Genomic DNA, 22,317 nt, shown 5'->3' with positions numbered 1-22,317 from the left:
GTGCAGCCAGCGCCTTAAGCATCTGCTGCGAGGTGGCGTATATTACGCTTTCCTCCTCCGGAGTCAACCACTTTTTTCAGCGTTTTCTCCGGCGGAAGTTCTTACCGAATCTTCCTGTCGACGCCGTTTCCGTAAGCCGGTGTGCCGTGTCGATGGAGGCGCATTATAGGGAGTTCTTCCGGGCTGACAAGCGTTAAATACAAAAAAAGAATTGTTCGCGCTATTTTTCGCCACAACGCTCTATTTCACAACGATTTGCCTGGTAACTGCGCAAATTCATACGCAAATCTGCTCACTGCAGACCAGTCGGTGTACTCGACTTCTTTAGAGGTATCGGTTTCACCACCGGTCATGCGCATAATTAACTGAATCATTACCCGATCAAACCAGCGATAGCGCGGATAACGTAACGCGCCGGCAAACACAGCGCAGCAGTCGGGCTGCCACGGTGACTGCTCAAGAAATTTGCGGGTATAGGCATTGGTTTGCGGGGAACGCTTGTCAGCTTTGCGCGCCGTCAGATTCACGCTAAAAAATCCGCTTACCCGCTGCTGCAGCGACTGCCGGTGCTGCGTGACAAACGTCATCAGCGCCGTATCAAAATGACCATAGCGAATCGAGGCGCCTATCAGTACGCGATCGTACTGCGACCAGTCAATCTGTCTCGTCTCTGCAAGATCCTGCACATCACATAACTGCTGCGGTACCAGAGTCTGAGCAATACGCGCTGCAATTTCGCGGGTTTGCCCGTCGCGGGTGGAATAAAGTATTAATGCTTTCATTACAGGTTCCTGTTTCTCTTATTCACGCCAGAAAGTCGGCGTGAACAGCACCAGCAGCGTAAAGACCTCAAGACGCCCGAACAGCATCGTCAGGATCAATATCCATTTCGCCACATCATTCATGGTTGTGAAGTTGTCTGCGACTACACCCAGTCCCGGCCCAAGGTTGTTCAGCGTTGCCGCAACGGCAGCAAACGCGGAGAAGTCATCAACGCCGGTCGCGATAATGGCCAGCATGCTGAGCAGAAACACCAGCGCATAGGCGGAGAAGAAACCCCATACCGCTTCCAGAATACGCTCCGGCAGCGCCCGGTTGCCAAGCTTAATGGTGTAGACCGCATTGGGGTGCACCAGACGTTTTAGCTCACGTGAACCCTGCTTGAACAATAGCAGAATACGAATAACCTTCAGGCCGCCCCCAGTTGAGCCTGCCATACCACCGATAAATGCTGAGCAGAGCAGCAGCACCGGCAGGAACAGCGGCCAGCGTGCAATGCTATCTGTGGTGAAGCCCGCCGTTGTTGCCCATGACACCACCTGGAAAAAAGCCTGATTCAGCGTTTGCCAGCCGCTGTCATAAACATTATGCAGCCAGAGCACCAGCGTGCAGATCACCACCAGCGTAAACTGCACGCCAATAAACATCCGGAATTCAGGATCGCGCCAGTAAACTTTCAGGTTACGCCCGCTCAGCAGTGAAAAGTGCAAACCGTAGTTACAGCCGGAAATCAGCAGAAAAATCGCAACAATCGTATTGATTGTCGGACTGTTAAAATAGCCGATGCTGGCGTCGTGCGTGGAGAAACCGCCAATAGCGATGGTAGAAAAGCTGTGCCCGATAGCGTCAAACATCGGCATGCCGGCCAGCCACAGGGCCAGCGCGCAGGCGATGGTCAGCACAACATAAATCAGCCACAGCGTTTTTGCTGTCTCTGCAATACGCGGCCGCATCTTATTGTCCTTCAGCGGCCCGGGCATTTCGGCGCGATAAAGCTGCATGCCACCAACGCCCAGAATCGGCAGTATGGCAACGGCCAGCACGATAATCCCCATACCGCCCAGCCACTGCAGCATCTGCCGGTAAAACAGAATCGCTTTCGGCAGGGAGTCGAGCCCCACCAGCGTCGTTGCACCCGTCGTCGTCAGGCCGGAAAAGGATTCGAAAAAGGCATCGGTCGCGGAGAGGTGAGGCTGCTCGGCAAAGATAAACGGCATTGCACCGACGCTGCCCAGTACCGTCCAGAACAGCACCACAATCAGAAAGCCTTCGCGCGGTTTAAGTTCGGTCTTCTGTTTACGGTTGGGCCACCAGAGCAGCGAACCAATGACAATCGCCATCAGGAACGTCTGACTGAAGGCGCGGCCGGCACCGTCGCGATAAATCAGCGCCACTAAACCCGGTACAATCATGGTTACCGAGAATAAAATAACCAGCAGACCCACAATGCGGGTAATGGCGCGGAAGTGCATTCAGCCGTGTCCTTTGTTCAGTTATCCAGCGGGAGCAGCGCTAGCGCACCCCGGCTGTAGTCAGAGAGGTTTTGCTTAAAGGCCGCTATCTGCGCATGAGGCAGCGCAATGCGCAGCGTGATGCAATCTTCATAGCGGCTCTCTTCAGTAATGCCGTCAAAACGCTGCAGCAGGCGTTCTATATCGCTCATCTGTGCATAATCACAGCGCAGCATAAAAGATTGCATCGGCACTTTGCGCTGACGCGGCAGCTGTTTCAGTCCCTGCTGCACCCCGCCGCCGTAAGCTTTGACCAGCCCGCCGGTCCCCAGCATGATACCGCCATAATAGCGTACGACTACGGCAGTGATCTCACCAAGGCCGCTCCCCATCAGCTGCGCCAGCATCGGCTTACCTGCCGTGCCGGAGGGTTCGCCATCGTCGGAGAAGCCCAGCTGCTGTGAATCGTCCGGAGCACCGGCAACCCAGGCCCAGCAGTGATGCCGCGCAGCGGGATGCTCGCTTTTGACCCACTGCACAAACGCCCGCGCCGCTTCAGCACCCGGCGTATGCGCCAGCAGAGTGATAAAGCGGCTTTTTTTGATCGTCTCTTCGCTGCTGCTTATCGCCTCAGCCGGAATATCATAAGCGTCCATCAGGCCAGGTGCAGGTCGCGCGTCATGTTCTCAATGCGATTAGGGTGGATCACCACATTATCTTCAATGCGAATTCCGCCATACGGCTTCAGCGCATCAATCGCCTGCCAGTCAAAGTGCTGGGTGTACTTACCCCCGCGTAGCGGCGCCAGCAGCGAATCGATAATATAGAAGCCCGGCTCAATGGTCAGTACCATGCCGGGCTCCAGCACCCGGGTGCAGCGCAGATAAGGGTATTGCGCCGGCGCAGCCAGATGCGTGCCGCGATCGTCCTGCATAAAACCGGCCACATCATGTACCTGCAGCCCGAGGGGATGACCCAGGCCGTGCGGCATGAAAGGTCCGGTGAGATTCTCTGCCACCAGCGCCTCTTCCGTCAGGCCTTTTACCAGACCAAATTTCAGCAACAAACGCGCAATGCGCTGATGCATCTGCAGATGATAATCGGTATAGCGCACGCCCGCTTTCAGCGTAGCGATCAGCGCCAGCTCCTCTTTATTCATTGCCTCCACCAGCTCGGCATAGCGCGTTTTACTTTGCGCCGCATAGCTGCGGGTTAAATCTGCTGCATATCCTGCATACTCAGCGCCGGCGTCAATCAGGAAGCTGTGACGTTTGGCTGGCGGCTGGTGATCGAGCCGGGTGTAGTGCAGCACGGCTGCATGTTCGTTCAGCGCCACAATATTGCCATACGGCACATCCGTATCCCGGTGCCCGGTAGCGGTAAGATAGGCGAGGTTAATATCGAACTCGCTCATGCCGGAGAAAAACGCCTCTTTAGCCGCGCGATGGCCAGCAACTGCCAGCTTCTGCGCCTGACGCAGGCAGGCGAGCTCATAATCCGTTTTGATACTGCGATGATAATGCAGGAAATCGATGACCGCCTGCGGGTTGATCTGCGCGCTGCTGAAGCCCAGCTGCGCAGCACGTTCCGGTACCGGGCCAATGTAGGCGACGTTTTCACGCGATGCTGGCAGCAGCTGTGCAATCTCATCTGCATTTTTCAGCCCGATGACATCAACATCTCCGGTCCAGAAGCTCTCCGGCAGCGGCTCGACGTTATGCCAGTAGTCGACGGGTGAATAGAACCACAGTTTAGGTTTATTGCTGCCGTCGACCCACAGCCAGCAGTTCGGCACCTGCGTGACCGGCACCCAGGCTTTGAACTGCGGATTCACTTTAAACGGATAGGTGTGATCATCCAGAAAAACGGTCTGTAGCTCGCCGGAGTGGATCAGCAGCGCATCCAGTTTGCCGCGCGCCAGAATCTGTTGCGCCCGCTGCTGCAGCGTTTTGATATGCGCCTGATACAGTGTTTTCAGTGAATCCATGAACGAGTCTCCGATGTCGCGAAAGTGGCCGCAGTGTAGCATAGCCGCGCCGCTATTGGCGCGCCAGCCAGCCTGTGATCGCGGTATCAAATAAGCACACTGCCGTTTGCAAAAGAGGGGCAGGCCGCTCACACTCCTGTTCATCTGGTATGACCAGATCACTTTTCGCGGTTTCAGGAGACGGATATGCTCTACCAAGGCGATACCCTTTCATTACACTGGCTCGAAGACGGCGTTGCCGAGCTGGTTTTCGATGCTCCCGGCTCGGTCAATAAACTTGATATTAAAACCGTCGCCAGCCTGGGAGAGGCGCTGAATGTATTGCAGCAGCAGCCCGGTCTGCGCGGTCTGCTGTTAAGCTCCGCCAAACCCGCTTTTATCGTCGGCGCGGATATCACCGAGTTTCTTTCGCTGTTTGATGCCCCTGAAGAGAAACTGAGCGCGTGGCTGACCTTTGCTAACAGCATTTTTAACCGGCTGGAAGATCTGCCGGTGCCGACCATTGCCGCCATTGATGGCTATGCGCTGGGGGGTGGCTGCGAGTGTGTGCTGGCAACCGATCTGCGCGTCGCGACGCCGGAGACGCGTATTGGCCTGCCGGAAACCCGGCTCGGCATCATGCCAGGCTTTGGCGGTAGCGTGCGTTTGCCGCGCCTGCTGGGAGCCGACTGCGCGCTGGAGATCATTGCCGCCGGCAAAGATGTGGATGGATTAAGCGCGCTGAAGCTGGGTCTGGTCGATGCCGTGGTCAGCCGCGACAAACTGCGCAGCGCCGCGCTCACTATGCTGCACGACGCCATTACCCAGCAGAGCTGGCAGGCACGCCGGGCGCCGAAGCTGGCGCCGCTGAAGCTGAGTCCGGTTGAAGCCGCGATGAGCTTTACGCTGGCGAAAAGCATGGTGCTGCAGACGGCAGGTAAACACTACCCTGCCCCGCTGACAGCGGTGAAAACAATTGAAGCTGCCGCCGGGCTGACGCGCGATGATGCGCTTAAGCTTGAAACGGCTGCGTTTGTGCCGCTGGCACAGAGCGATGTTGCCCGCGCGCTGGTCGGCATTTTCCTTAACGATCAATATGTCAAAAGCCTGGCGAAAAAACATAGCGCCCGCGCAGAGCTGCCGCAGCAGGCCGCCGTGCTGGGTGCCGGCATCATGGGGGGCGGGATTGCCTGGCAGTCAGCGTGGAAAGGCGTACCCGTTATCCTGAAAGATATCAGTGAAAAAGCGCTGACGCTGGGTATGAATGAAGCCAGCAAGCTGCTGAATAAGCAGCTGGCGCGCGGCAAAATTGATGGTGCGAAACTTGCTGCCGTGCTGACAACTATCCAGCCGGTGCTGGAGTATAGCGGTTTCCGCCGCGCTGATGTGGTGGTAGAAGCGGTAGTGGAGAATCCGGCGGTCAAAGCGAAAGTGCTCGCTGAGACCGAACAGCAGCTGCGGGACGATGCCATTCTCGCCTCCAACACCTCAACCATCCCGATTAGCGAACTGGCGAAAGCGCTGCAGCGTCCGCAAAATTTCTGCGGTATGCACTTTTTCAATCCGGTACCGCGCATGCCGCTGGTGGAAGTGATCCGCGGCGAACAGACCTCAGAAGCGACCATCAGTAAGGTGGTGGCGTGGGCCAGCAAAATGGGAAAAACAGCGGTCGTGGTTAACGATTGTCCCGGTTTCTTTGTTAACCGGGTACTGTTCCCCTATTTTGCGGCTTTCAGCCTGCTGCTGCGCGACGGCGCTGATTATCGCCAGATTGATAAAGTCATGGAGCAGCAGTTTGGCTGGCCAATGGGGCCGGCGTGGCTGCTGGATGTGGTCGGTATCGATACCGCCCATCATGCGCAGCAGGTCATGGCGCAGGGCTTTCCGGCGCGCATGCAGAAAAACTATCGGGATGCCATCGATGTCCTGTTTGATGCGGGCCGGTTTGGGCAGAAAAACGGCCTCGGCTTCTACCGCTGGGAACAGGATAAAAAAGGCAAACCGCAGAAGATACACGATCCGGACGCCGATACGCTGCTGAGCAGCGTCAGTGAACCAGCACGCGCATTCAGCAATGAAGAGATTATCAACCGTATGATGCTGCCGATGCTGCATGAAGTGGTGCGCTGTCTGGAAGAGAAGATTATCGCCTCACCGGCAGAAGCAGATATGGCGCTGGTCTATGGCCTCGGCTTCCCGCCATTCCGCGGCGGCGCTTTCCGCTATCTTGATACGCTCGGTAACAGCAATGTGGTCGACCAGGCCAGACGCTACGCACATCTCGGCGCGCTTTATACGCTGCCGGAGGCGCTGGTGCAGCGTGCGCACGCGCATCAGAGCTGGTACCCCGCCGTTCAACCTATTGATGAAGCGTCGCTGCAGCGCGCCTGAGGAACAGAGATGGAAAATGTCGTCATTATTGATGCCGCACGCACGCCCATGGGCCGCTCTAAAGGCGGCGCCTTTCGTCAGGTGCGGGCGGAAGATCTCTCAGCACATCTGATGCGGGAGCTGCTGAGCCGCAACCCGGCGATCGACCCCGCCTCGCTGGATGATATCATCTGGGGCTGCGTGCAGCAGACGCTGGAGCAGGGATTTAATATTGCGCGCAACGCGGCGCTGCTGGCGGAAATTCCGCACCGCGTGCCCGCCAGCACGGTGAATCGCCTCTGCGGTTCATCTATGCAGGCGCTGCATGATGCTGCCCGGGCCATTATGACCGGCGATGCGCAGACCTGCCTGATTGGCGGCGTTGAGCATATGGGCCATGTCCCGATGAGCCACGGCGTTGATTTCCATCCCGGCCTGAGCCGGACAGTGGCAAAAGCCGCCGGCATGATGGGCCTGACAGCGGAAATGCTGGCGCGCATGCACCATATCAGCCGCGAACAGCAGGATGCGTTTGCTTTCCGTTCGCATCAGCGTGCATGGGCGGCGACGCAGCGCGGCGATTTTGCCCGCGAAATTATTCCCACCTGGGGGCACGACTCCGATGGCGTGCTGAAGCGCTATGAGAGTGATGAGGTCATCCGTCCGGAGACCAGCCTGGAGGGTCTGGCCGCGCTGCGGCCGGCGTTTGATCCGGTGAGCGGCACGGTGACCGCCGGCAGTTCATCCGCGCTTTCTGACGGCGCTGCCGCCATGCTGATCATGAGTGAAAGCCGCGCCCGTGAACTGGGCATCACCCCGCGTGCGCGTATCCGCAGTATGGCGGTAACCGGCTGCGATCCTTCAATTATGGGATACGGCCCGGTTCCCGCCAGCAAAATGGCGCTGAAGCGTGCCGGACTCAGCGCAGCGGATATCGGACTGTTTGAACTTAATGAGGCTTTTGCTGCGCAAACCCTGCCCTGCATCAAAGATTTAGGGCTTATGGCGCAGATGGATGAGAAAGTCAACCTGAACGGGGGTGCCATTGCACTGGGGCATCCGCTGGGCTGTTCCGGCGCGCGCATCAGCACCACCCTGCTCACCCAGATGACACAGCATGACGTGCAGTTTGGCCTGGCAACCATGTGTATCGGCCTGGGTCAGGGCATCGCCACCGTATTTGAACGTATCTAAAACAGAGACCTGTGAATCGCACGTGTTCCCGCCCTTCCGGGCGGGCTTTTTTACGGCTGCGCCTCAGATAAACGCAAAGGCATCGCCATACATCTGCGCTTCCAGCGCGCCGCGCTCGCTGCAGAAACGCTCACGGGCAATTTTTGCCATCTCAAAGCGTCCGGCGATATAGATGTCATGGCCGCTCAGATCGGCATGATCCTGCATAACGGCGGTCAGTACCGTCCCGCTGCGCCCCTGCCAGCCATCTGCAGGCTGCTCAACCACTGGAATCACCTTGAGATTCGGGTGTTTTACCGCCAGCGCTTCCAGCTCATCCATATCGTAGAGGTGCTGCAGTTCACGTCCGCCCCAGTAAATGGCGATATCACGATCGGGCTGCTGCGCCAGCGCGGTCAGCAGTAGTGAACGCGCGTAGGAAAAGCCGGTGCCGCCGGCGATCAGAATCACCGGGCGCTCGCTCTCTTCCCGCAGCCACGCATCACCATGCGGCATATCAATCGTTACCTGGCGGTCGCTTCTGATGCGATCCATCACGGCCATAGCGTAAAGATTGAGATCGGATGCGCCAATGTGCAGCTCAATAATCTCTTTCTCCATTGGCGTTGAGGCAATGGAGAAAGGACGCTTGTCGCGCTCATCCATTACCACCATCAGATACTGACCGGCGCGAAAGCTAAATTCCGCTTCCGGGATCAGGCGCACGCGATATACGGTGTCGGTAATCGCCTCAACCGAAGTCACTTTGCAGCTTAACGTCGTCATAATTGCCCTTTCTTATGGTTCTCTGCTGCCGTCAGCGCTGCGGCGGTTCGGCAAAGATTGCTAACTCATCCCAGATTGCGTCAATACGCGCGGTGACCGCCGGATCTTTGACGATCGGCGTGCCCCACTCGCGCTGCGTTTCACCCGGCCATTTATTAGTAGCATCCAGCCCCATTTTGGAGCCCAGCCCCGAAACCGGTGAAGCAAAGTCGAGGTAATCGATCGGCGTATTCTCTACCAGTACGGTATCGCGCGCCGGGTCCATGCGGGTGGTAATCGCCCAAATCACATCATTCCAGTCGCGCGCGTTTACGTCGTCGTCACACACAATAACAAATTTGGTGTACATAAACTGACGCAGAAATGACCAGACGCCAAACATCACCCGCTTGGCATGTCCTGCGTACTGTTTTTTAATCGTCACTACCGCCAGGCGGTAGGAGCAGCCTTCAGGCGGCAGATAAAAATCGACAATCTCCGGAAACTGTTTGATTAAGATTGGCACCAGCACTTCATTCAGTGCCACCCCCAGTACCGCAGGCTCATCGGGTGGACGACCGGTATAGGTGGAATGATAGATCGGTTTACGCCGCTGCGTAACGTGCGTAACGGTAAAGACCGGAAAGCTGTCTACTTCATTATAGTAACCGGTATGGTCGCCATAGGGACCTTCCGGCGCCATGTCGCCCGGTTCAATGTAGCCTTCCAGCACAATTTCCGCGCTGGCGGGCACTTCCAGATCGCAGGAGACGCATTTTACCACTTCGGTTTTATTGCCGCGCAGCAGGCCGGCGAAGGCGTACTCCGAGAGCGTATCCGGCACCGGCGTGACCGCGCCCAGTATGGTGGCGGGATCGGCACCCAGCGCCACCGCGACCGGAAAGCGTTCGCCGGGGTGGGCTTTGCACCACTCCTGAAAATCGAGCGCGCCGCCGCGGTGCGACAGCCAGCGCATAATCAGCCGGTTTTTGCCGATAACCTGCTGGCGGTAGATCCCCAGGTTCTGCCGCTCTTTATGCGGTCCGCGCGAAACGGTCAGCCCCCAGGTAATCAGCGGTGCCGCATCGCCAGGCCAGCACTTCATCACCGGAATACGCGACAAATCAACCTCATCGCCGCTGAAGATCTCTTCCTGACAGGGAGCATTGCGCAGACGCTTTGTTGGCATATTCAGCACCTGCTTAAACTGCGGCATTTTGTCAAAGAGATCGCGGAAGCCTTTGGGCGGCTCCGGCTCCTTCAGAAATGCCAGCAGTTTACCGACGTCGCGCAGCGCGCTGACCTCCTCCTGCCCCATACCCATCGCCACGCGCTTTGGCGTGCCAAACAGGTTACACAGCACCGGCATGTCATACCCTTTGGGGTTTTCAAACAGCAGCGCCGGGCCGCCGGCACGCAGCGTGCGGTCGGCGATTTCGGTCATCTCCAGTTCAGGATCAATCTCCTGAGTGATGCGCTTGAGCTCGCCACGCTGTTCCAGCAGCGAAAGAAAATCTCGTAAGTCCTGGTATTTCATGTGGCTTCAGTTTTCCGGCCAGAGTGAATCGGGAAATCGTGCAGATCCGTAATGGTCTGGCAGTCTGATACAGATGCGCCCTGGTCGTCAATTCTCTTGCCGCAAAGCGCTCAGATAACGCACTAATCAGAAAATTCGCAGAGAATTTCTCTGGCCGGCACGGTATACGCCAGCCGATGCGCTATAACTCTGACTGCAGGTTTGTTATTCTTGGCATCCATTATTTGGGGGCAGTTATGGAATCCTGGTACTTACTCTATTGCAAACGCGGACAGCTGCTGCGCGCTAAGGAACATCTTGAGCGTCAGGCAGTAACATGCCTCAGTCCAACGATCGCGATGGAGAAGCTGGTGCGCGGTAAACGCACCACTGTCAGTGAGCCGCTGTTCCCTAACTATCTGTTTATCGAATTCGATCCGGAAGCGATTCATACCACCACCATCAGCAGCACGCGCGGCGTCAGCCATTTTGTGCGCTTCGGCGCTATGCCCGCCACGGTGCCCTATGAAGTGATTGAAGCACTGCAGACCGATACACCACAGATTGTTCTGGATCCTGAAACGCCGCAGTCGGGCGATGAAGTGCTTATCACCGACGGCACGTTTGAAGGGCTGCGGGCGATTTTTGCCGAGCCCGACGGAGAAACCCGTTCGATCCTGTTGCTGAACCTGCTGAATAAGCAGGTGATGCGCAGTGTGGATAACAAACTGTTTCGTAAGGTTTAAGCCAGCCTGAACAGCTGACGCGCGTTTGCGTCGGCCTGCGCACTCAGCGCCTCCGCCGTCTCTCCGCGCCAGCCCGCCACCTGCTGTACCAGATGAGGCAGAAAACAGGGTTCATTGCGCCGCGAGGCCGGACGGGGCCGCATATCGCGCGGCAGTAAATAAGGCGCGTCCGTCTCCAGCAGTAAACGCTCCGCCGGGATCAGCGGCAGCATCTCACGCAGCGCCATTCCGCGGCGTTCATCACACACCCAGCCGGTAATGCCCACGGAGAGGCCCAGCGCCAGACAGGCTTCCAGCTCCGCACGCGTGCCGGTAAAGCAGTGTACCACCGCTCCCGTCAGCTTCGGCAGCCACGGCTCCAGCACCGCAACAAAGCGATCGTGCGCTTCGCGGCAGTGTAAGAACACCGGCAGCTGCAGCTCTGCAGCCAGCGCCAGCTGGGCATCGAATGCATACTCCTGCTGCTGATGCGCAGCCAGATTGCGGTTGAAGTCGAGCCCGCACTCCCCTATGGCAACCACCTGTTCGCTCTCTGCCAGGCGGCGCAGCGTGCTGGCTGTTTCTGCGGACCACTCACTGGCGTGATGCGGATGGACGCCGGCCGTAGACCAGCAGTAGCCGGGATGCTGTGCTGCCAGCTGTCGTGCCTGCTGGCTCTCCAGCGCGTTAGTGCCGGTAAGCAGCATGCCGGTGACACCTGCTTCGCGCGCGCGCTTAACCACCTGAGCGCGATCTTTTGCGAATTGCGTGCTGGTCAGGTTTACACCGATATCAAACATCTCTTTCCCCAAATAAAAACCGCCCGGCAGGCGGGCGGTTTGTAAAATGCTTTCACCCCGCGCGCAACGGGGCGTCCTGCGTAAACGCGATCAGGAGTCTTCCTCTGCCGCTTTACGCCCTTTACCCACGTAGTAGCGGGAAAAGAATACGCCGACTTCAAACAGGCAGTACATCGGAATAGCGAGCAAAGTTTGGGAAAAAACGTCTGGCGGTGTGAGCAGCATCCCAACAACGAAAGCGCCGACCAGAATATAAGGCCGTTTTTTCCGCAAATCGTCTGGCGTGGTGATCCCGGTCCAGCAGAGCAGCACGATGGCTATCGGCACTTCAAACGCAACGCCAAATGCCATAAACAGCGTCATGACAAAGTCGAGATAGTTCGTAATGTCGGTCGCAATGGTGACGCCCTGCGGCGCGGTCTTGGCAAAAAAGCCAAACGCCAGCGGAAAGACAATAAAGTAGGCAAAAGCCACACCCACGTAGAACAGCAGCGTACTGGAGAAAAGCAGCGGCATAACCAGCCGGCGTTCATGCCGGTAGAGCGCTGGCGCGATAAATGCCCATACCTGATAGAGGATCACCGGAACCGCCAGAAACACCGAGACAATAAGGGTCAGCTTGATCGGCGTAAAAAATGGCGAGGCAACATCTGTGGCAATCATACTGGCGCCGGCCGGCATCTGGCTGATCAGCGGTGCGGCGACCGCGTGATAGATATCGTTAGCGAAATAGATCAGGCAGAGAAAAATCGCAAACACGGCAATGATGCAGTTCAGCAGACGCTTACGCAGCTCGATCAGATGGCTGATGAGCGGCTGGGTATCTTCAACAGCCATGGTTATCGTTCATCTTTTGCAGAGAGGGGAGTGGGTGAGTGCGCCGCATCAGCCCGATCGCTGACGGTTTCTGCGGCGGCAGGTGCCTGCGCCGGAGCGCTGGCGTGATGCTCCGCCTGCGCCGGCGTGACGGCAGCAGCCGGCGGCACATCAGGTTTAACCGCGGCAGGCTGATGAATCGTATTCGCTTCATCCTCCGCTTTTTCGATATCAATACTCTGCTGAACAGAGCGCTTCATGGAGTCAGCGGTTTTACGCAGCTCTTCCATTGACTGCTTCAGCTCCGGAGAGAGCGTTCCCTTTCCCGCCTCTTCCACTTTCTTCAGGCTGTCCTGCAACTCCTGCAGCTTTAGCTCCTGCGCCAGCTCGTGCTGCACATTAGCCGCCAGCGAGCGAATTGCCCGGATCCAGCCCACTACCGTTTTTACCGCCACCGGCAGACGTTGCGGCCCGAGTACAATCAGGCCGATCACGAACACCAGAACCAGTTCACTAAAGCCAATATCGAACACAGTTACACCTTACTTATCCCGCGGCTGATCTTTATTCACCGGGTCATGCTGTTTATCTGCCAGCGTTTTGGCATTGAAGTCAGCATCCTGCTCTTTAGGCAGATCTTTTTTCTCATCTTCATCACTCATCGCTTTTTTAAAGCCGCGAATGGATGAGCCAAGATCTGAACCGAGGTTGCGCAGTTTATTGGTGCCGAACAGAAGTACAACGATGACGGCAATGATTAACAATTGCCAGATACTGATACCGCCCATGAGATATGCCTCTGAAATACTTAACAAAACGAAAAACTGTAATGTGGCGGGCCGGGAAACCGGCTCCGGCCTGCGACATTACGCGATTTGCACCAGGCAAACAATTAGTTTGTCTTGCGCCAGCCCACCAGCCAGGTCACGATGCCCGCCGCCATTAACAGCGCCGGGAAGAAGTCCCAGTCAGGCCGGCTCAGAAGTACTGCCGTCCCGCTTAACAGCAGCGTGGCCCCCACGCCAAACAGGTAGCGCGACTGGTGATGCCGGGTGCGCTGCGCGTTCAGTTCATTAACCAGTTTATCAACGCTGTGCTGCAATAACTTATGCTGGCGCATGCTGTCGTAAAACAGTTCCGGCAGTTCTGGCAGTTTCTCTGCCCAGAAAGGCGCTTTCTCTTTAACCTTACGTACCAGTGCCGGAAGACCAATCTGATCTTTGATCCACTCTTCCAGAAACGGCTTCGCGGTTTTCCATAAATCGAGCTGCGGATAGAGCTGACGTCCAATCCCTTCAATATAGAGTAGCGTTTTTTGCAGCAGCACCAGCTGCGGCTGCACTTCCATATTAAAGCGGCGCGCCGTGTTGAACAGGTTCAGCAGCACATGACCAAATGAGATCTCCGCCAGCGGCTTCTCAAAAATCGGTTCACAGACGGTGCGGATAGCAAACTCAAAATCTTCAACGTTAGTATCGGGCGGCACCCAGCCAGAATCCACGTGGAGTTCCGCTACCTTGCGGTAGTCGCGGTTAAAAAAGGCAATAAAGTTTTCGGCCAGATAGCGCTTATCTTCTTTGTTAAGCGATCCCACAATCCCGCAGTCGATACCGATATATTGCGGATCTTCCGGACGATCGTAACTGACAAAAATGTTGCCCGGATGCATATCGGCGTGAAAGAAGCTGTCGCGAAATACCTGGGTAAAGAAAACCTGCACGCCGCGTTCAGCCAGCAGCTTCATATTGACGCCGTGCTGCTCCAGCGTGGCGACATCGGAGATCGGGATTCCGTAAATCCGCTCCATCACCAGCATAGTTTCGCTGCAGTAATCGGAGTAGACCTCCGGTACGTAGAGCATGCGGCTCTGATCAAAATTACGGCGCAGCTGAATCGCATTGGCCGCTTCCCGCAGCAGATTGAGTTCATCAATCAGCGTTTTTTCGTAATCGCGGACCACTTCCATCGGACGCAGGCGGCGACCATCCGGCAACAGGCGCGGCACCCAGCGTGCCAGCCGGTAGATCAGCTTCATATCCGCTTTGATTACCGGCAGGATATCAGGGCGGATCACTTTGATGACCACTTTGCGGCCGTTAGATTTCAGCGTCGCGGTGTGGACCTGAGCAATAGAGGCAGAGGCGAGCGGTTTGATATCGAAATCGTCAAACCAGGTCTCAACCGGACCGCCAATCGAGCGCTCAATCTGCGCTTTTGCTTTTACGCCGTCAAACGGCGCGACGCGGTCCTGCAGGATTGCCAGCTCGTCGGCAATTTTAGGCGGAAACAGATCGCGACGGGTTGAGAGCATCTGACCAAACTTGATCCAGACCGGGCCAAGCTGCTCCATTGCCAGACGCAGGCGCAGGCCCATCTCCGCTTCTTTATGCCGGTTGGGGATCCAGAATACGCAGCGGCGCCACAGCCGCAGCGGCAGCGTGATGCGCATGTGCGGTATGAGTTCATCCAGCCCGTAGGTCAGAAAAATTTTAACGATAAAATATAAGCGCCGAAGTTCTCCGAGCGTCATTTCGCCTCCCGCTGTGCCAGACGCGCCTCAAAGGCGTTTAGTGAACGCTCCATCGCTTCAACCTCTTCTGCAAACCATGCCAACTCCAGCGCACCCGGCGCCAGCCGCCACTCTTCGGTTACCACCTGGCTGAGATAGTCCTGACGGCGCGTTACCTGCTGCTGCGCAAAAGCCAGCGCCCGCCTGCCGGCCTGACTGATACCCTGTGCCGCAATATCACCGGTCCAGGGTGCCAGATACTCTGCCGGATCGAGTTCAGCCAGATCCATTAATGCGGAGAACTGCTGTACCACCTGCAGATCGCCCTCAACGTTCAGCTCGCCGCTGCGGATCAGGCCGGTGAGCTGCTGGCGATCGCGCAGTTTAGGCAACGTACTCAGGCGCAGGCTGACGCTGCAGTCGCTGCTGTCCTGCCAGTCGCCCAGCACGTCCAGTCGCGTTTCGCTGAAGACCAGCACAAGGGGAAAATCGAGCTCCTGCAGCCGCAGCAGCAGCACCTTACCTGCCAGGCGCTGCCGGGCGGCTTTCAGGCTACGATCGCGATAAAGTACACGATTCAGCGCGGTTTCAAGCGCGCCGGTAATAAGAGGGGTTAGCGTCATGGTCACTCAGAACTTAAAGCCACGATGCAGCGCGACAATGCCGCCAGTCATGTTGTGATACGTGCTGTTTTCAAAACCGGCGTCGTTCATCATCGCTTTCAGGGTCTCCTGATCGGGATGCATACGAATAGATTCAGCCAGATAGCGATAGCTCTCTGCGTCATTCGCCACCAGCTGCCCGATACGCGGCAGAATATGGAATGAATAGGCGTCATACGCCTTGCTCAGCGGATCCAGCACCGGCTTAGAAAACTCCAGCACCAGCAGACGACCGCCCGGCTTCAGCACGCGAAACATTGAAGCCAGCGCTTTCTCTTTTTCCGTGACGTTGCGCAGGCCAAACGAGATGGTGATGCAGTCAAAATAGTTATCCGGGAACGGCAGAGCTTCCGCATTCGCCTGCACATAGCTGACGTTGCCGGTGACCCCAAGATTACGCAGCTTTTCACGGCCCATTTTCAGCATCGAGCTGTTAATATCCGCCAGAACCACCTGCCCGGTTTCACCCACCAGACGGGAAAATTTCGCCGTGAGATCGCCCGTGCCGCCTGCCAGGTCGAGCACGCGCTGACCGCGACGCACGCCGCTGCTGTCAATGGTAAAACGCTTCCATACGCGATGGACGCCGAACGACATCAAATCGTTCATCAGGTCATATTTTGCCGCAACGGAATGAAACACGTCCGCGACTTTATCGGCCTTTTCACTTTTTGCTACGGTCTGGAAGCCAAAGTGAGTAGTTTCCTGCTGTGATTCATCTGCCATCGGTTTTACCTGTTCCACAAATAATTCTCTCCGAAGTGTATCAGAGTCGCGCGATCCGAGCACGTTGCCGCCGGTTATTCATTGATACGGCGCACTTCCGCTGCCGTTTCCGCATCATCCTCTGCCCAGCGCTCATCCGCTTCATCCGGCAGCGCCTGCTGCACCAGCTGCGGATTAATGGGCCGCTTAACTTCGACTCCCAGCGACTTAAACGCCTCGCTCTGGGCGATAAGATTGCCGCGCCCTTCTGCCAGCTTTTTCATCGCCTGCTGATAGCTCTGCTGCGCCTTGTCCAGATTATGTCCGATGCCGCTCATATCATCGACAAACAGCCGCATTTTGTCATAGAGCCGTGCGGCGCGATCGGCAATCCGCTGGGCGTTGCGGCTCTGATGCTCATAGCGCCACAGATTATTGATAGTACGCAGCGCCACCAGCAGCGTAGTCGGACTGACCAGCATGATATTCTGCTGCAGCGCCTCGCTAATCAGCTCAGGCTGCCGATCGATGGCCAGCAAAAACGCCGGCTCCACCGGTATAAACATCAGCACATAATCCAGCGAGCGTAAACCGGGTAATTGTTGATAATCTTTTCGCCCCAGCAGACGAATATGACCGCGCATCGCCGCAACATGGTCCTGAATAGCCAGCTCCCGTGCGGCATCATCCTCAGCGTTAAAGTAGCGCTCATATGCGACCAGCGTCATCTTGGCATCCACCACCACATCTTTGCCCTGCGGCAGCCGGACAATCACGTCGGGCTGCATGCGCCCCTGCTCCAGCGCGATGTTCACCTGGGTTTCATACTCATACCCCTCACGCAGGCCGGACGCTTCCAGTACCCGACTGAGCACCACTTCGCCCCAGTTACCCTGAATCTTGTTGTCGCCTTTCAGCGCTTTGGTCAGGTTTAACGCCTCCTGCGCCATTTGTGCATTGAGCTGCTGCAGCTGGCGGATCTCATACGTTAACGTATGACGCTCACGCGCCTCCTGACCAAAACTCTCATTGACCTGACGGCGAAAGCCATCCAGCTGATCGCGCAGCGGCGCAATCAGGCTGTTAAGACTCTGACGATTTTGCTCATCAACACGGCGACCGCTGTTTTCAAAAATGCGGTTCGCAAGATTCTCAAACTGGGCGCTCAGACGCTGCTCGCTGCTGGTCAGCAGCCGCTGCTTCTCTTCAGCGGCAAAGCGCGTCTCCTCCAGCCGGATAGTCACCTCGCGCAGCTCCGCTTCCTGTGCGCTGTTGACCTCCAGCTGATTACGCAGCTCGCGGCTGAGCTGTTCACTTTCAGCACGCCAGTAATCCAGCTGCTGCAGGCGCTCCTGCGCCCCGCTCAGGGTGCCATGCAGCTGCCGCAGCTCCTGTTCACGCTGCCGGAGCTGTAGCTGCAGCTGTTCCTGTTCGCGCTGCTGACGCTGCTGCGCCGCTTCCAGCAGACGATGCTCCGCGGTCAGGCTGGCGTGCTGCTGACCGGCACGCAGCTGCGCCAGCAGCCAGCCGATACCCAGACCGGCCAGTGCCAGTACAAGCGTAATAATAAGTTGCTGATCCATGATCCCCCCGCCCCTCGCGATGCTCAGGGGAAAGGTAAAGTTGGCCTGGAGGAATGTCTACTGAAATCTCTGACCGCCAGGCCGCAGGAGGTCAGCAGGCTCTGACCGTGAGTTTGCCCGCTTTCCAGGCATCGATCAGGAAAAACGGCATCGGCAGCACCCATTCACTCTCATTCACCATGCGCGCCGGATAACACCAGCTCTGGCCGCCACAGGCGAGTTCAACCTGCTGCGTACCGTTGCAGGGGGCAGTGGCCTTACCGGTCATGCTGGCATAGCCGGCGTTACTGCCGACATGAAAATGTTCCGTCTGCCAGCGAACGGGAGGGTGAGCGGGCCACGGCTGCGCCTGATGAAAATGAAAAAGATCGTCATGACTGAGCAGGCTGGTACGAACGGTGGGCCACAATGCTACTTTGAGGAAATATTGATCGGTAAAGCGCTGATTGCCGGTGTAGCGCGCCATAAAGTTGCGCATCTGCTGCGCAAGGTTGCGGACGACGCCGTGACAGCCGCCCCACATTCCGGCCAGCAGCAGTTCGGTATGGGTAAAGTAGTCACGCATATGATGAAACCAGAACGGCGAGTCGAGCCAGGCCTGCACGGCTGCAGCTTCGCGCTCTGACAGCAGCGAGTCGGCGTCGCGAATGATAAAGCGCCTGACCGTGGGGTCATCCATCACCAGAAAGCGCCAGAGCGTAGGCTGAATCTCTTTTTCGTGTGACATATCAACCAGCTGGGCGCCGGCGTGCTGCAGGCGCTGCCAAACATGCTGCGGCACGCTTTCATCCAGATAGACGCGACACTGCCATGCCGGATAGAGCTCGCGCGCGACCTCAACGTTTTTAATCAGCGTTTCGCAGTAGCGCGGCTGATTGCCATACAGGCTAAACGCAATACTATTCTCCGCCGGGTTGTGCGGGTTAAACGCGGGCGGCGCATCAGCCGGAAACGGGTGCTTTTGTCCGGCAGAAAAGCGCGCATCGGAGTGCATCAGCGAAGCCAGGCCGTAGCGTGCCACTTCATCCGGCTTATCCAGCCAGCCGCAGACCTCGGTCAGGCCATCCAGCCAGGTTTCCGAAGCCTGCGCACGCTGTGCGTCAGGCGCCTGGCAGATTTTCTGGTAGATTTTGTACGATTTTTTATAGTCGCCGGTGCGCATCAGCGTCAGTGCATAGTCGCTGAGCACCTGCATATGGTTCGGCATCACCCGCAATACCGCTTCACAGCACTGACGCGCCTGCGCGTAGTCGCCGTCGGCCATCGCCTGGCGAAACTGCGCGGCGGCGTGTTCAACGCGCGCCTGCGCAGCAGCGGGATTATTGACAGCGGCGGAACGGGGAGCGGAGAAGGTTTTACGCATAAAAGGGATCCCAGAGTTCGCTGAACAGGTGCGCATCCTGATTTGTCAGCGGCTGAGTTCCCTGTGAAGCGGGTCCTGCATCCATTGCCGACTGGCGCACTACAGTAAGCGACGCGCGGCTTCCACCACAATTTTCACAGCGTCGCTCTCGGTCTGCTTCATGGTTGCCGCGTCCGGGATCTCTTTTTGCGTACGGTTCACAATGACGCCAGCCACCATGCCGGCACGCAGTCCCTGACTGGCGCACATGGTTAACAGTGTAGCGGATTCCATCTCATAGTTAAGAACGCCCATCGCCTGCCACTCCTGCATAGAGCCCTGGAAGCGATTGACCACGCGACCAGAGAAGGTGTCGTAACGCTCCTGGCCCGGATAGAAGGTGTCAGAAGAGGCAGTGATGCCGATATGGGTACGCGCCCCGCACTCTTCTGCCGCCGCGACCAGCGCCGTGGTACAGGCAAAATCGGCCACGGCCGGAAACTCCATCGGAGCAAAGTGCAGGCTGGCGCCATCCAGGCGTACTGAGGCGGTCGTCACCAGCACGTCACCGACGTTAATGTGCGGCTGAATGGCACCGGTGGTGCCGACGCGCAGGAAGGTGCGTACGCCGAGCTGCGCCAGCTCCTCTACCGCAATTGAAGTTGAAGGACCACCGATACCGGTTGAGCAGACCACTACCGGCTTGCCGTCGATCTCCGCCAGCCAGGTGGTAAATTCACGATGCGACGCCAGATGCTGCGGATTCTCCATCAGCGCAGCGATTTTTTTCACCCGCTCCGGGTCGCCCGGGACGATCGCCAGCGTAGCGCCTTTCAGGTCAGCTTTAGTGATACCAAGGTGGAAAACGTCAGACTGGGTCATATCAGACTCCTGCTAATTAAGTATTGTGACGCGCACTCTACGTGAGGCAGCGCGACAAATATGTGATATCTCTCACTTCAAATAATGAAAGTTACATTACCAACCGCACTATTTGTGATTTTTGTCACAATATAACGCGCCGTTTCACACATTTATCCGGCATGGTGCTGCGTAAGCTTCAGCGGCAATGTTAATACAGAAGCCGCATCTGAGAATCTGTTCCTTTTACCCTGTAACCATCCGGCCATCATGACCAGGCTATAGTTACCTGATTGCGCACCTGCCAGCACGGAGAGAACCATGAAAACCACAGAAAATATGGCACAAGAATCGACCCCGGGTGGCTTCGCCTCAGCGGCGCAGCCCGCCGCCAGCAGCACAATCATTACCCAAAGCGATGCGATTCAGTGTGGCGAGACCTCAATTCCCAGCCAGGGGGAAAATCTGCCCGCCTGGTACGCACGACCTAAATCATTCAGCGGCACGCTGCCAGTGGTACTGGTGGTTCAGGAGATTTTCGGCGTACATGAGCATATCCGCGATCTGTGTCGCCGCCTGGCCCTCGAGGGCTACCTCGCAGTGGCGCCGGAACTCTATTTCCGCGAAGGCGATCCGCAGGAGTATCACGATATCCCGACGCTGCTCAGCGAGCTGGTGAGCAAAGTGCCCGACAGCCAGGTGCTTGCCGATCTCGATCATGCGGCAAACTGGGCTGCACGACATGATGGCGATATTCGTCGTCTGGCAATTACCGGCTTCTGCTGGGGCGGGCGCATCAGCTGGCTGTTTGCCGCACACAATCCTCAGGTGCGTGCCGCAGCGGCGTGGTATGGCCGCCTGGAAGGAGAAAAAACGCTGAAGCAGCAGAAGCATCCGATTGATGTCGCCGTCGATCTGAACGCGCCGGTGCTCGGCCTGTATGGCGGGCAGGATGAGGGTATTCCGCTGGAGAGTATCGATAAAATGCGTCAGGCGCTGCATGCCGCCAATGCCAGAGCGGAAATTGTGGTCTATCCGGATGCCGGTCACGCGTTTAACGCCGATTATCGTCCGGGCTACCATGCGGAGTCGGCCCGGGATGGCTGGCAGCGTATGCTGGCGTGGTTCAAACAGTATGGGGTAGCCCCCAGCGCATAACGTTATCCGGGGCGCTGAGGCGCCCTTTTTCATGCACGTTCTGCTTTTGACGCCCGCGTTTGCTGCCTCTGCGCACAGCAGCCCATCCCATTTAGCCATCCAGATGTTTACACCGCCACAATCTGCGGGTAGTGTATAGCTTACCGCGTTATTCGTTTTGTCCCGCTGTGAAGGATTCTCATGATCGAACTCAAACACCTGCGAACGCTGCAGGCGTTACACAACACCGGCTCGCTCGCCGCCGCTGCGGCGCAGCTGCACCAGACGCAGTCTGCGTTATCGCATCAGTTCAGCGATCTGGAGCAGCGCCTTGGCTTCCGGCTGTTTGTGCGTAAAAGCCAGCCGCTGCGCTTTACGCCGCAGGGTGAGATTTTACTGCAGCTGGCAGAGCAGGTACTGCCGCAGATCCAGCAGGCGCTGCAGGCGTGTCATGAGCCACAGCAGCAGGCCACGCTGCGCATCGCCATTGAATGCCACAGCTGTATTCAGTGGCTGACGCCTGCGCTGAATAACTTCCGCAAGAGCTGGCCGCAGGTGGTGATGGATTTTAAATCTGGTGTCACCTTTGATCCGCAGCCGGCGCTGCAGCAGGGTGAGCTTGATGTGGTACTGACCTCGGATATTCTGCCGCGCAGCGGGCTGTTTTATACGCCGATGTTTGATTTTGAGATGCGGCTGGTGCTGGCACCCGATCATCCGCTGGCGCAGCGCACGCATATTACGCCGCAGGATTTCGCTGATGAAGTTCTGATGATCTACCCGGTACAGCGCCAGCGGCTGGATGTCTGGCGTCACTTTCTGCAGCCCGCCGGCGTCAGCCCGGCGCTGAAAAGCGTGGATAATACGCTGCTGCTGATTCAGATGGTTTCGGCGCAGATGGGGATCGCCGCCCTGCCGCACTGGGTGGTTGAGAACTTTGAAAAGCAGGGGCTGGTCGTCACCAAAACGCTGGGCGACGGTCTCTGGAGCCGGCTCTACGCCGCCGTACGCGAAGGCGAACAGCGTCAGCCGGTACTGGAAGCCTTTGTGCGCTTTGCCCGCCAGCACGCCTGCGATCACCTGCCGTTTGTGCGCGACGCTTCGCAGCCGGGCGCGGTATTACCCGGCGCATCCTGATGGTCCGGCGCGGCGTGCG

General features: G+C 57.4%; 21 protein-coding genes. 5 read left to right on the top strand and 16 right to left on the bottom strand.

Features of this window, described 5'->3' with window-relative positions; all coding sequences use genetic code 11:
• Positions 1-245: 245 nt before the first annotated feature.
• From hemG to pepQ, 4 genes are read right to left on the bottom strand one after another with little or no spacing between them, the layout of a single operon-like run.
• Positions 246-782: a menaquinone-dependent protoporphyrinogen IX dehydrogenase gene (hemG, locus tag B4M48_RS14695; RefSeq protein WP_039381821.1), complete on the bottom strand. Its 537-nt coding sequence runs from the start codon at positions 780-782 to the stop codon at positions 246-248.
• 18 nt (positions 783-800) lie between these two features.
• Positions 801-2,252: a Trk system potassium transporter TrkH gene (gene trkH, locus B4M48_RS14690; protein ID WP_039381820.1), complete on the bottom strand. Its 1,452-nt coding sequence runs from the start codon at positions 2,250-2,252 to the stop codon at positions 801-803.
• Between the two features lie 17 nt (positions 2,253-2,269).
• Positions 2,270-2,887 (bottom strand): IMPACT family protein, encoded by a 618-nt coding sequence (locus B4M48_RS14685; RefSeq protein WP_288657094.1) that lies wholly within the window; start codon positions 2,885-2,887, stop codon positions 2,270-2,272.
• Positions 2,887-4,218 (bottom strand): Xaa-Pro dipeptidase, encoded by a 1,332-nt coding sequence (gene pepQ, locus B4M48_RS14680; RefSeq protein WP_071668198.1) that lies wholly within the window; start codon positions 4,216-4,218, stop codon positions 2,887-2,889. The genes B4M48_RS14685 and pepQ overlap by 1 nt, the downstream gene beginning before the upstream one ends.
• 186 nt (positions 4,219-4,404) lie before the next feature.
• On the opposite strand from pepQ, the gene fadB reads away from it, so the two are divergent.
• Together fadB and fadA are read left to right on the top strand one after the other, a co-directional pair.
• On the top strand, positions 4,405-6,588 hold the full coding sequence (fadB, locus tag B4M48_RS14675; RefSeq protein ID WP_288657092.1) for a fatty acid oxidation complex subunit alpha FadB: 2,184 nt from the start codon (positions 4,405-4,407) through the stop codon (positions 6,586-6,588).
• A 9-nt stretch (positions 6,589-6,597) separates the two neighbouring features.
• Entirely contained in the window at positions 6,598-7,761 is a 1,164-nt protein-coding gene (fadA, locus tag B4M48_RS14670) for an acetyl-CoA C-acyltransferase FadA (RefSeq protein WP_071668200.1), read from the top strand.
• A 63-nt stretch (positions 7,762-7,824) separates the two neighbouring features.
• On the opposite strand, the gene fre is transcribed toward fadA, so the two are convergent.
• Entirely contained in the window at positions 7,825-8,526 is a 702-nt protein-coding gene (fre, locus tag B4M48_RS14665; protein WP_039381815.1) for an NAD(P)H-flavin reductase, read from the bottom strand.
• Positions 8,527-8,557: 31 nt separating this feature from the next.
• Positions 8,558-10,042, bottom strand: coding sequence for a 4-hydroxy-3-polyprenylbenzoate decarboxylase (ubiD, locus tag B4M48_RS14660; RefSeq protein ID WP_039381814.1), 1,485 nt, complete (start codon positions 10,040-10,042; stop codon positions 8,558-8,560).
• A gap of 236 nt (positions 10,043-10,278) precedes the next feature.
• Here ubiD and rfaH point away from each other — a divergent pair, with 236 nt between their 5' ends.
• Entirely contained in the window at positions 10,279-10,767 is a 489-nt protein-coding gene (rfaH, locus tag B4M48_RS14655) for a transcription/translation regulatory transformer protein RfaH (protein ID WP_039381813.1), read from the top strand.
• Here the strand turns inward: rfaH and tatD are convergent.
• The 10 genes from tatD to udp form a co-directional block, all read right to left on the bottom strand.
• Complete coding sequence (gene tatD, locus B4M48_RS14650) at positions 10,764-11,546, bottom strand: 3'-5' ssDNA/RNA exonuclease TatD (RefSeq protein ID WP_039381811.1); 783 nt, start codon at positions 11,544-11,546, stop codon at positions 10,764-10,766. The genes rfaH and tatD overlap by 4 nt on opposite strands.
• Before the next feature lie 90 nt (positions 11,547-11,636).
• Positions 11,637-12,383 carry a Sec-independent protein translocase subunit TatC gene (gene tatC / locus B4M48_RS14645; protein ID WP_039381808.1) on the bottom strand — a complete coding sequence of 249 codons (747 nt, stop codon included), beginning with the start codon at positions 12,381-12,383 and terminating at the stop codon, positions 11,637-11,639.
• 2 nt (positions 12,384-12,385) lie between these two features.
• Positions 12,386-12,895 (bottom strand): Sec-independent protein translocase protein TatB, encoded by a 510-nt coding sequence (tatB, locus tag B4M48_RS14640; RefSeq protein WP_039381806.1) that lies wholly within the window; start codon positions 12,893-12,895, stop codon positions 12,386-12,388.
• Between the two features lie 9 nt (positions 12,896-12,904).
• Entirely contained in the window at positions 12,905-13,150 is a 246-nt protein-coding gene (tatA, locus tag B4M48_RS14635; protein ID WP_039381803.1) for a twin-arginine translocase TatA/TatE family subunit, read from the bottom strand.
• A gap of 104 nt (positions 13,151-13,254) precedes the next feature.
• Positions 13,255-14,892 carry a ubiquinone biosynthesis regulatory protein kinase UbiB gene (gene ubiB / locus B4M48_RS14630; protein WP_039381801.1) on the bottom strand — a complete coding sequence of 546 codons (1,638 nt, stop codon included), beginning with the start codon at positions 14,890-14,892 and terminating at the stop codon, positions 13,255-13,257.
• Positions 14,889-15,494, bottom strand: coding sequence for a ubiquinone biosynthesis protein UbiJ (gene ubiJ / locus B4M48_RS14625; RefSeq protein WP_039381799.1), 606 nt, complete (start codon positions 15,492-15,494; stop codon positions 14,889-14,891). The genes ubiB and ubiJ overlap by 4 nt, the downstream gene beginning before the upstream one ends.
• 6 nt (positions 15,495-15,500) lie before the next feature.
• Positions 15,501-16,259 carry a bifunctional demethylmenaquinone methyltransferase/2-methoxy-6-polyprenyl-1,4-benzoquinol methylase UbiE gene (gene ubiE / locus B4M48_RS14620; RefSeq protein ID WP_039381797.1) on the bottom strand — a complete coding sequence of 253 codons (759 nt, stop codon included), beginning with the start codon at positions 16,257-16,259 and terminating at the stop codon, positions 15,501-15,503.
• A gap of 74 nt (positions 16,260-16,333) precedes the next feature.
• The gene (gene rmuC / locus B4M48_RS14615; RefSeq protein WP_104085848.1) at positions 16,334-17,821 is read right to left on the bottom strand and encodes a DNA recombination protein RmuC; all 1,488 of its coding nucleotides are present in this window, start codon (positions 17,819-17,821) and stop codon (positions 16,334-16,336) included.
• Positions 17,822-17,912: 91 nt separating this feature from the next.
• Positions 17,913-19,184, bottom strand: a complete 1,272-nt coding sequence (locus tag B4M48_RS14610) for a tetratricopeptide repeat protein (protein ID WP_288657087.1) — start codon at positions 19,182-19,184, stop codon at positions 17,913-17,915.
• 99 nt (positions 19,185-19,283) lie between these two features.
• A complete protein-coding gene (gene udp, locus B4M48_RS14605) occupies positions 19,284-20,045 on the bottom strand; it encodes a uridine phosphorylase (RefSeq protein WP_039381790.1) in 762 nt (253 codons plus the stop codon).
• 300 nt (positions 20,046-20,345) lie between these two features.
• Between udp and B4M48_RS14600 the strand changes: the two genes are divergently transcribed.
• Entirely contained in the window at positions 20,346-21,182 is an 837-nt protein-coding gene (locus B4M48_RS14600) for a dienelactone hydrolase family protein (RefSeq protein WP_071668202.1), read from the top strand.
• A gap of 180 nt (positions 21,183-21,362) precedes the next feature.
• Positions 21,363-22,298, top strand: coding sequence for an HTH-type transcriptional regulator MetR (metR, locus tag B4M48_RS14595; protein ID WP_039381784.1), 936 nt, complete (start codon positions 21,363-21,365; stop codon positions 22,296-22,298).
• Positions 22,299-22,317 lie beyond the last annotated feature (19 nt).

The sequence above is a fragment of the Pantoea sp. UBA6567 genome (assembly GCF_002434165.1).
Lineage (GTDB): Bacteria > Pseudomonadota > Gammaproteobacteria > Enterobacterales > Enterobacteriaceae > Pantoea > Pantoea eucrina.
The sequence above is the reverse complement of the archived record's forward strand: the minus strand, read 5'-3'. Positions and strand labels throughout refer to the sequence as shown.

Coding starts and splice junctions, on each gene's coding strand:
- B4M48_RS14685 (WP_288657094.1), bottom strand. CDS start 2,887: ATGGACGCTTATGATATTCCGGCTGAGGCGATAAGCAGCAGCGAAGAG.
- B4M48_RS14610 (WP_288657087.1), bottom strand. CDS start 19,184: ATGCGTAAAACCTTCTCCGCTCCCCGTTCCGCCGCTGTCAATAATCCC.
- fre (WP_039381815.1), bottom strand. CDS start 8,526: ATGACGACGTTAAGCTGCAAAGTGACTTCGGTTGAGGCGATTACCGAC.
- fadA (WP_071668200.1), top strand. CDS start 6,598: ATGGAAAATGTCGTCATTATTGATGCCGCACGCACGCCCATGGGCCGC.
- udp (WP_039381790.1), bottom strand. CDS start 20,045: ATGACCCAGTCTGACGTTTTCCACCTTGGTATCACTAAAGCTGACCTG.
- tatA (WP_039381803.1), bottom strand. CDS start 13,150: ATGGGCGGTATCAGTATCTGGCAATTGTTAATCATTGCCGTCATCGTT.
- rfaH (WP_039381813.1), top strand. CDS start 10,279: ATGGAATCCTGGTACTTACTCTATTGCAAACGCGGACAGCTGCTGCGC.
- tatC (WP_039381808.1), bottom strand. CDS start 12,383: ATGGCTGTTGAAGATACCCAGCCGCTCATCAGCCATCTGATCGAGCTG.
- fadB (WP_288657092.1), top strand. CDS start 4,405: ATGCTCTACCAAGGCGATACCCTTTCATTACACTGGCTCGAAGACGGC.
- rmuC (WP_104085848.1), bottom strand. CDS start 17,821: ATGGATCAGCAACTTATTATTACGCTTGTACTGGCACTGGCCGGTCTG.
- ubiJ (WP_039381799.1), bottom strand. CDS start 15,494: ATGACGCTAACCCCTCTTATTACCGGCGCGCTTGAAACCGCGCTGAAT.
- ubiB (WP_039381801.1), bottom strand. CDS start 14,892: ATGACGCTCGGAGAACTTCGGCGCTTATATTTTATCGTTAAAATTTTT.
- ubiE (WP_039381797.1), bottom strand. CDS start 16,259: ATGGCAGATGAATCACAGCAGGAAACTACTCACTTTGGCTTCCAGACC.
- tatD (WP_039381811.1), bottom strand. CDS start 11,546: ATGTTTGATATCGGTGTAAACCTGACCAGCACGCAATTCGCAAAAGAT.
- pepQ (WP_071668198.1), bottom strand. CDS start 4,218: ATGGATTCACTGAAAACACTGTATCAGGCGCATATCAAAACGCTGCAG.
- metR (WP_039381784.1), top strand. CDS start 21,363: ATGATCGAACTCAAACACCTGCGAACGCTGCAGGCGTTACACAACACC.
- ubiD (WP_039381814.1), bottom strand. CDS start 10,042: ATGAAATACCAGGACTTACGAGATTTTCTTTCGCTGCTGGAACAGCGT.
- B4M48_RS14600 (WP_071668202.1), top strand. CDS start 20,346: ATGAAAACCACAGAAAATATGGCACAAGAATCGACCCCGGGTGGCTTC.
- trkH (WP_039381820.1), bottom strand. CDS start 2,252: ATGCACTTCCGCGCCATTACCCGCATTGTGGGTCTGCTGGTTATTTTA.
- hemG (WP_039381821.1), bottom strand. CDS start 782: ATGAAAGCATTAATACTTTATTCCACCCGCGACGGGCAAACCCGCGAA.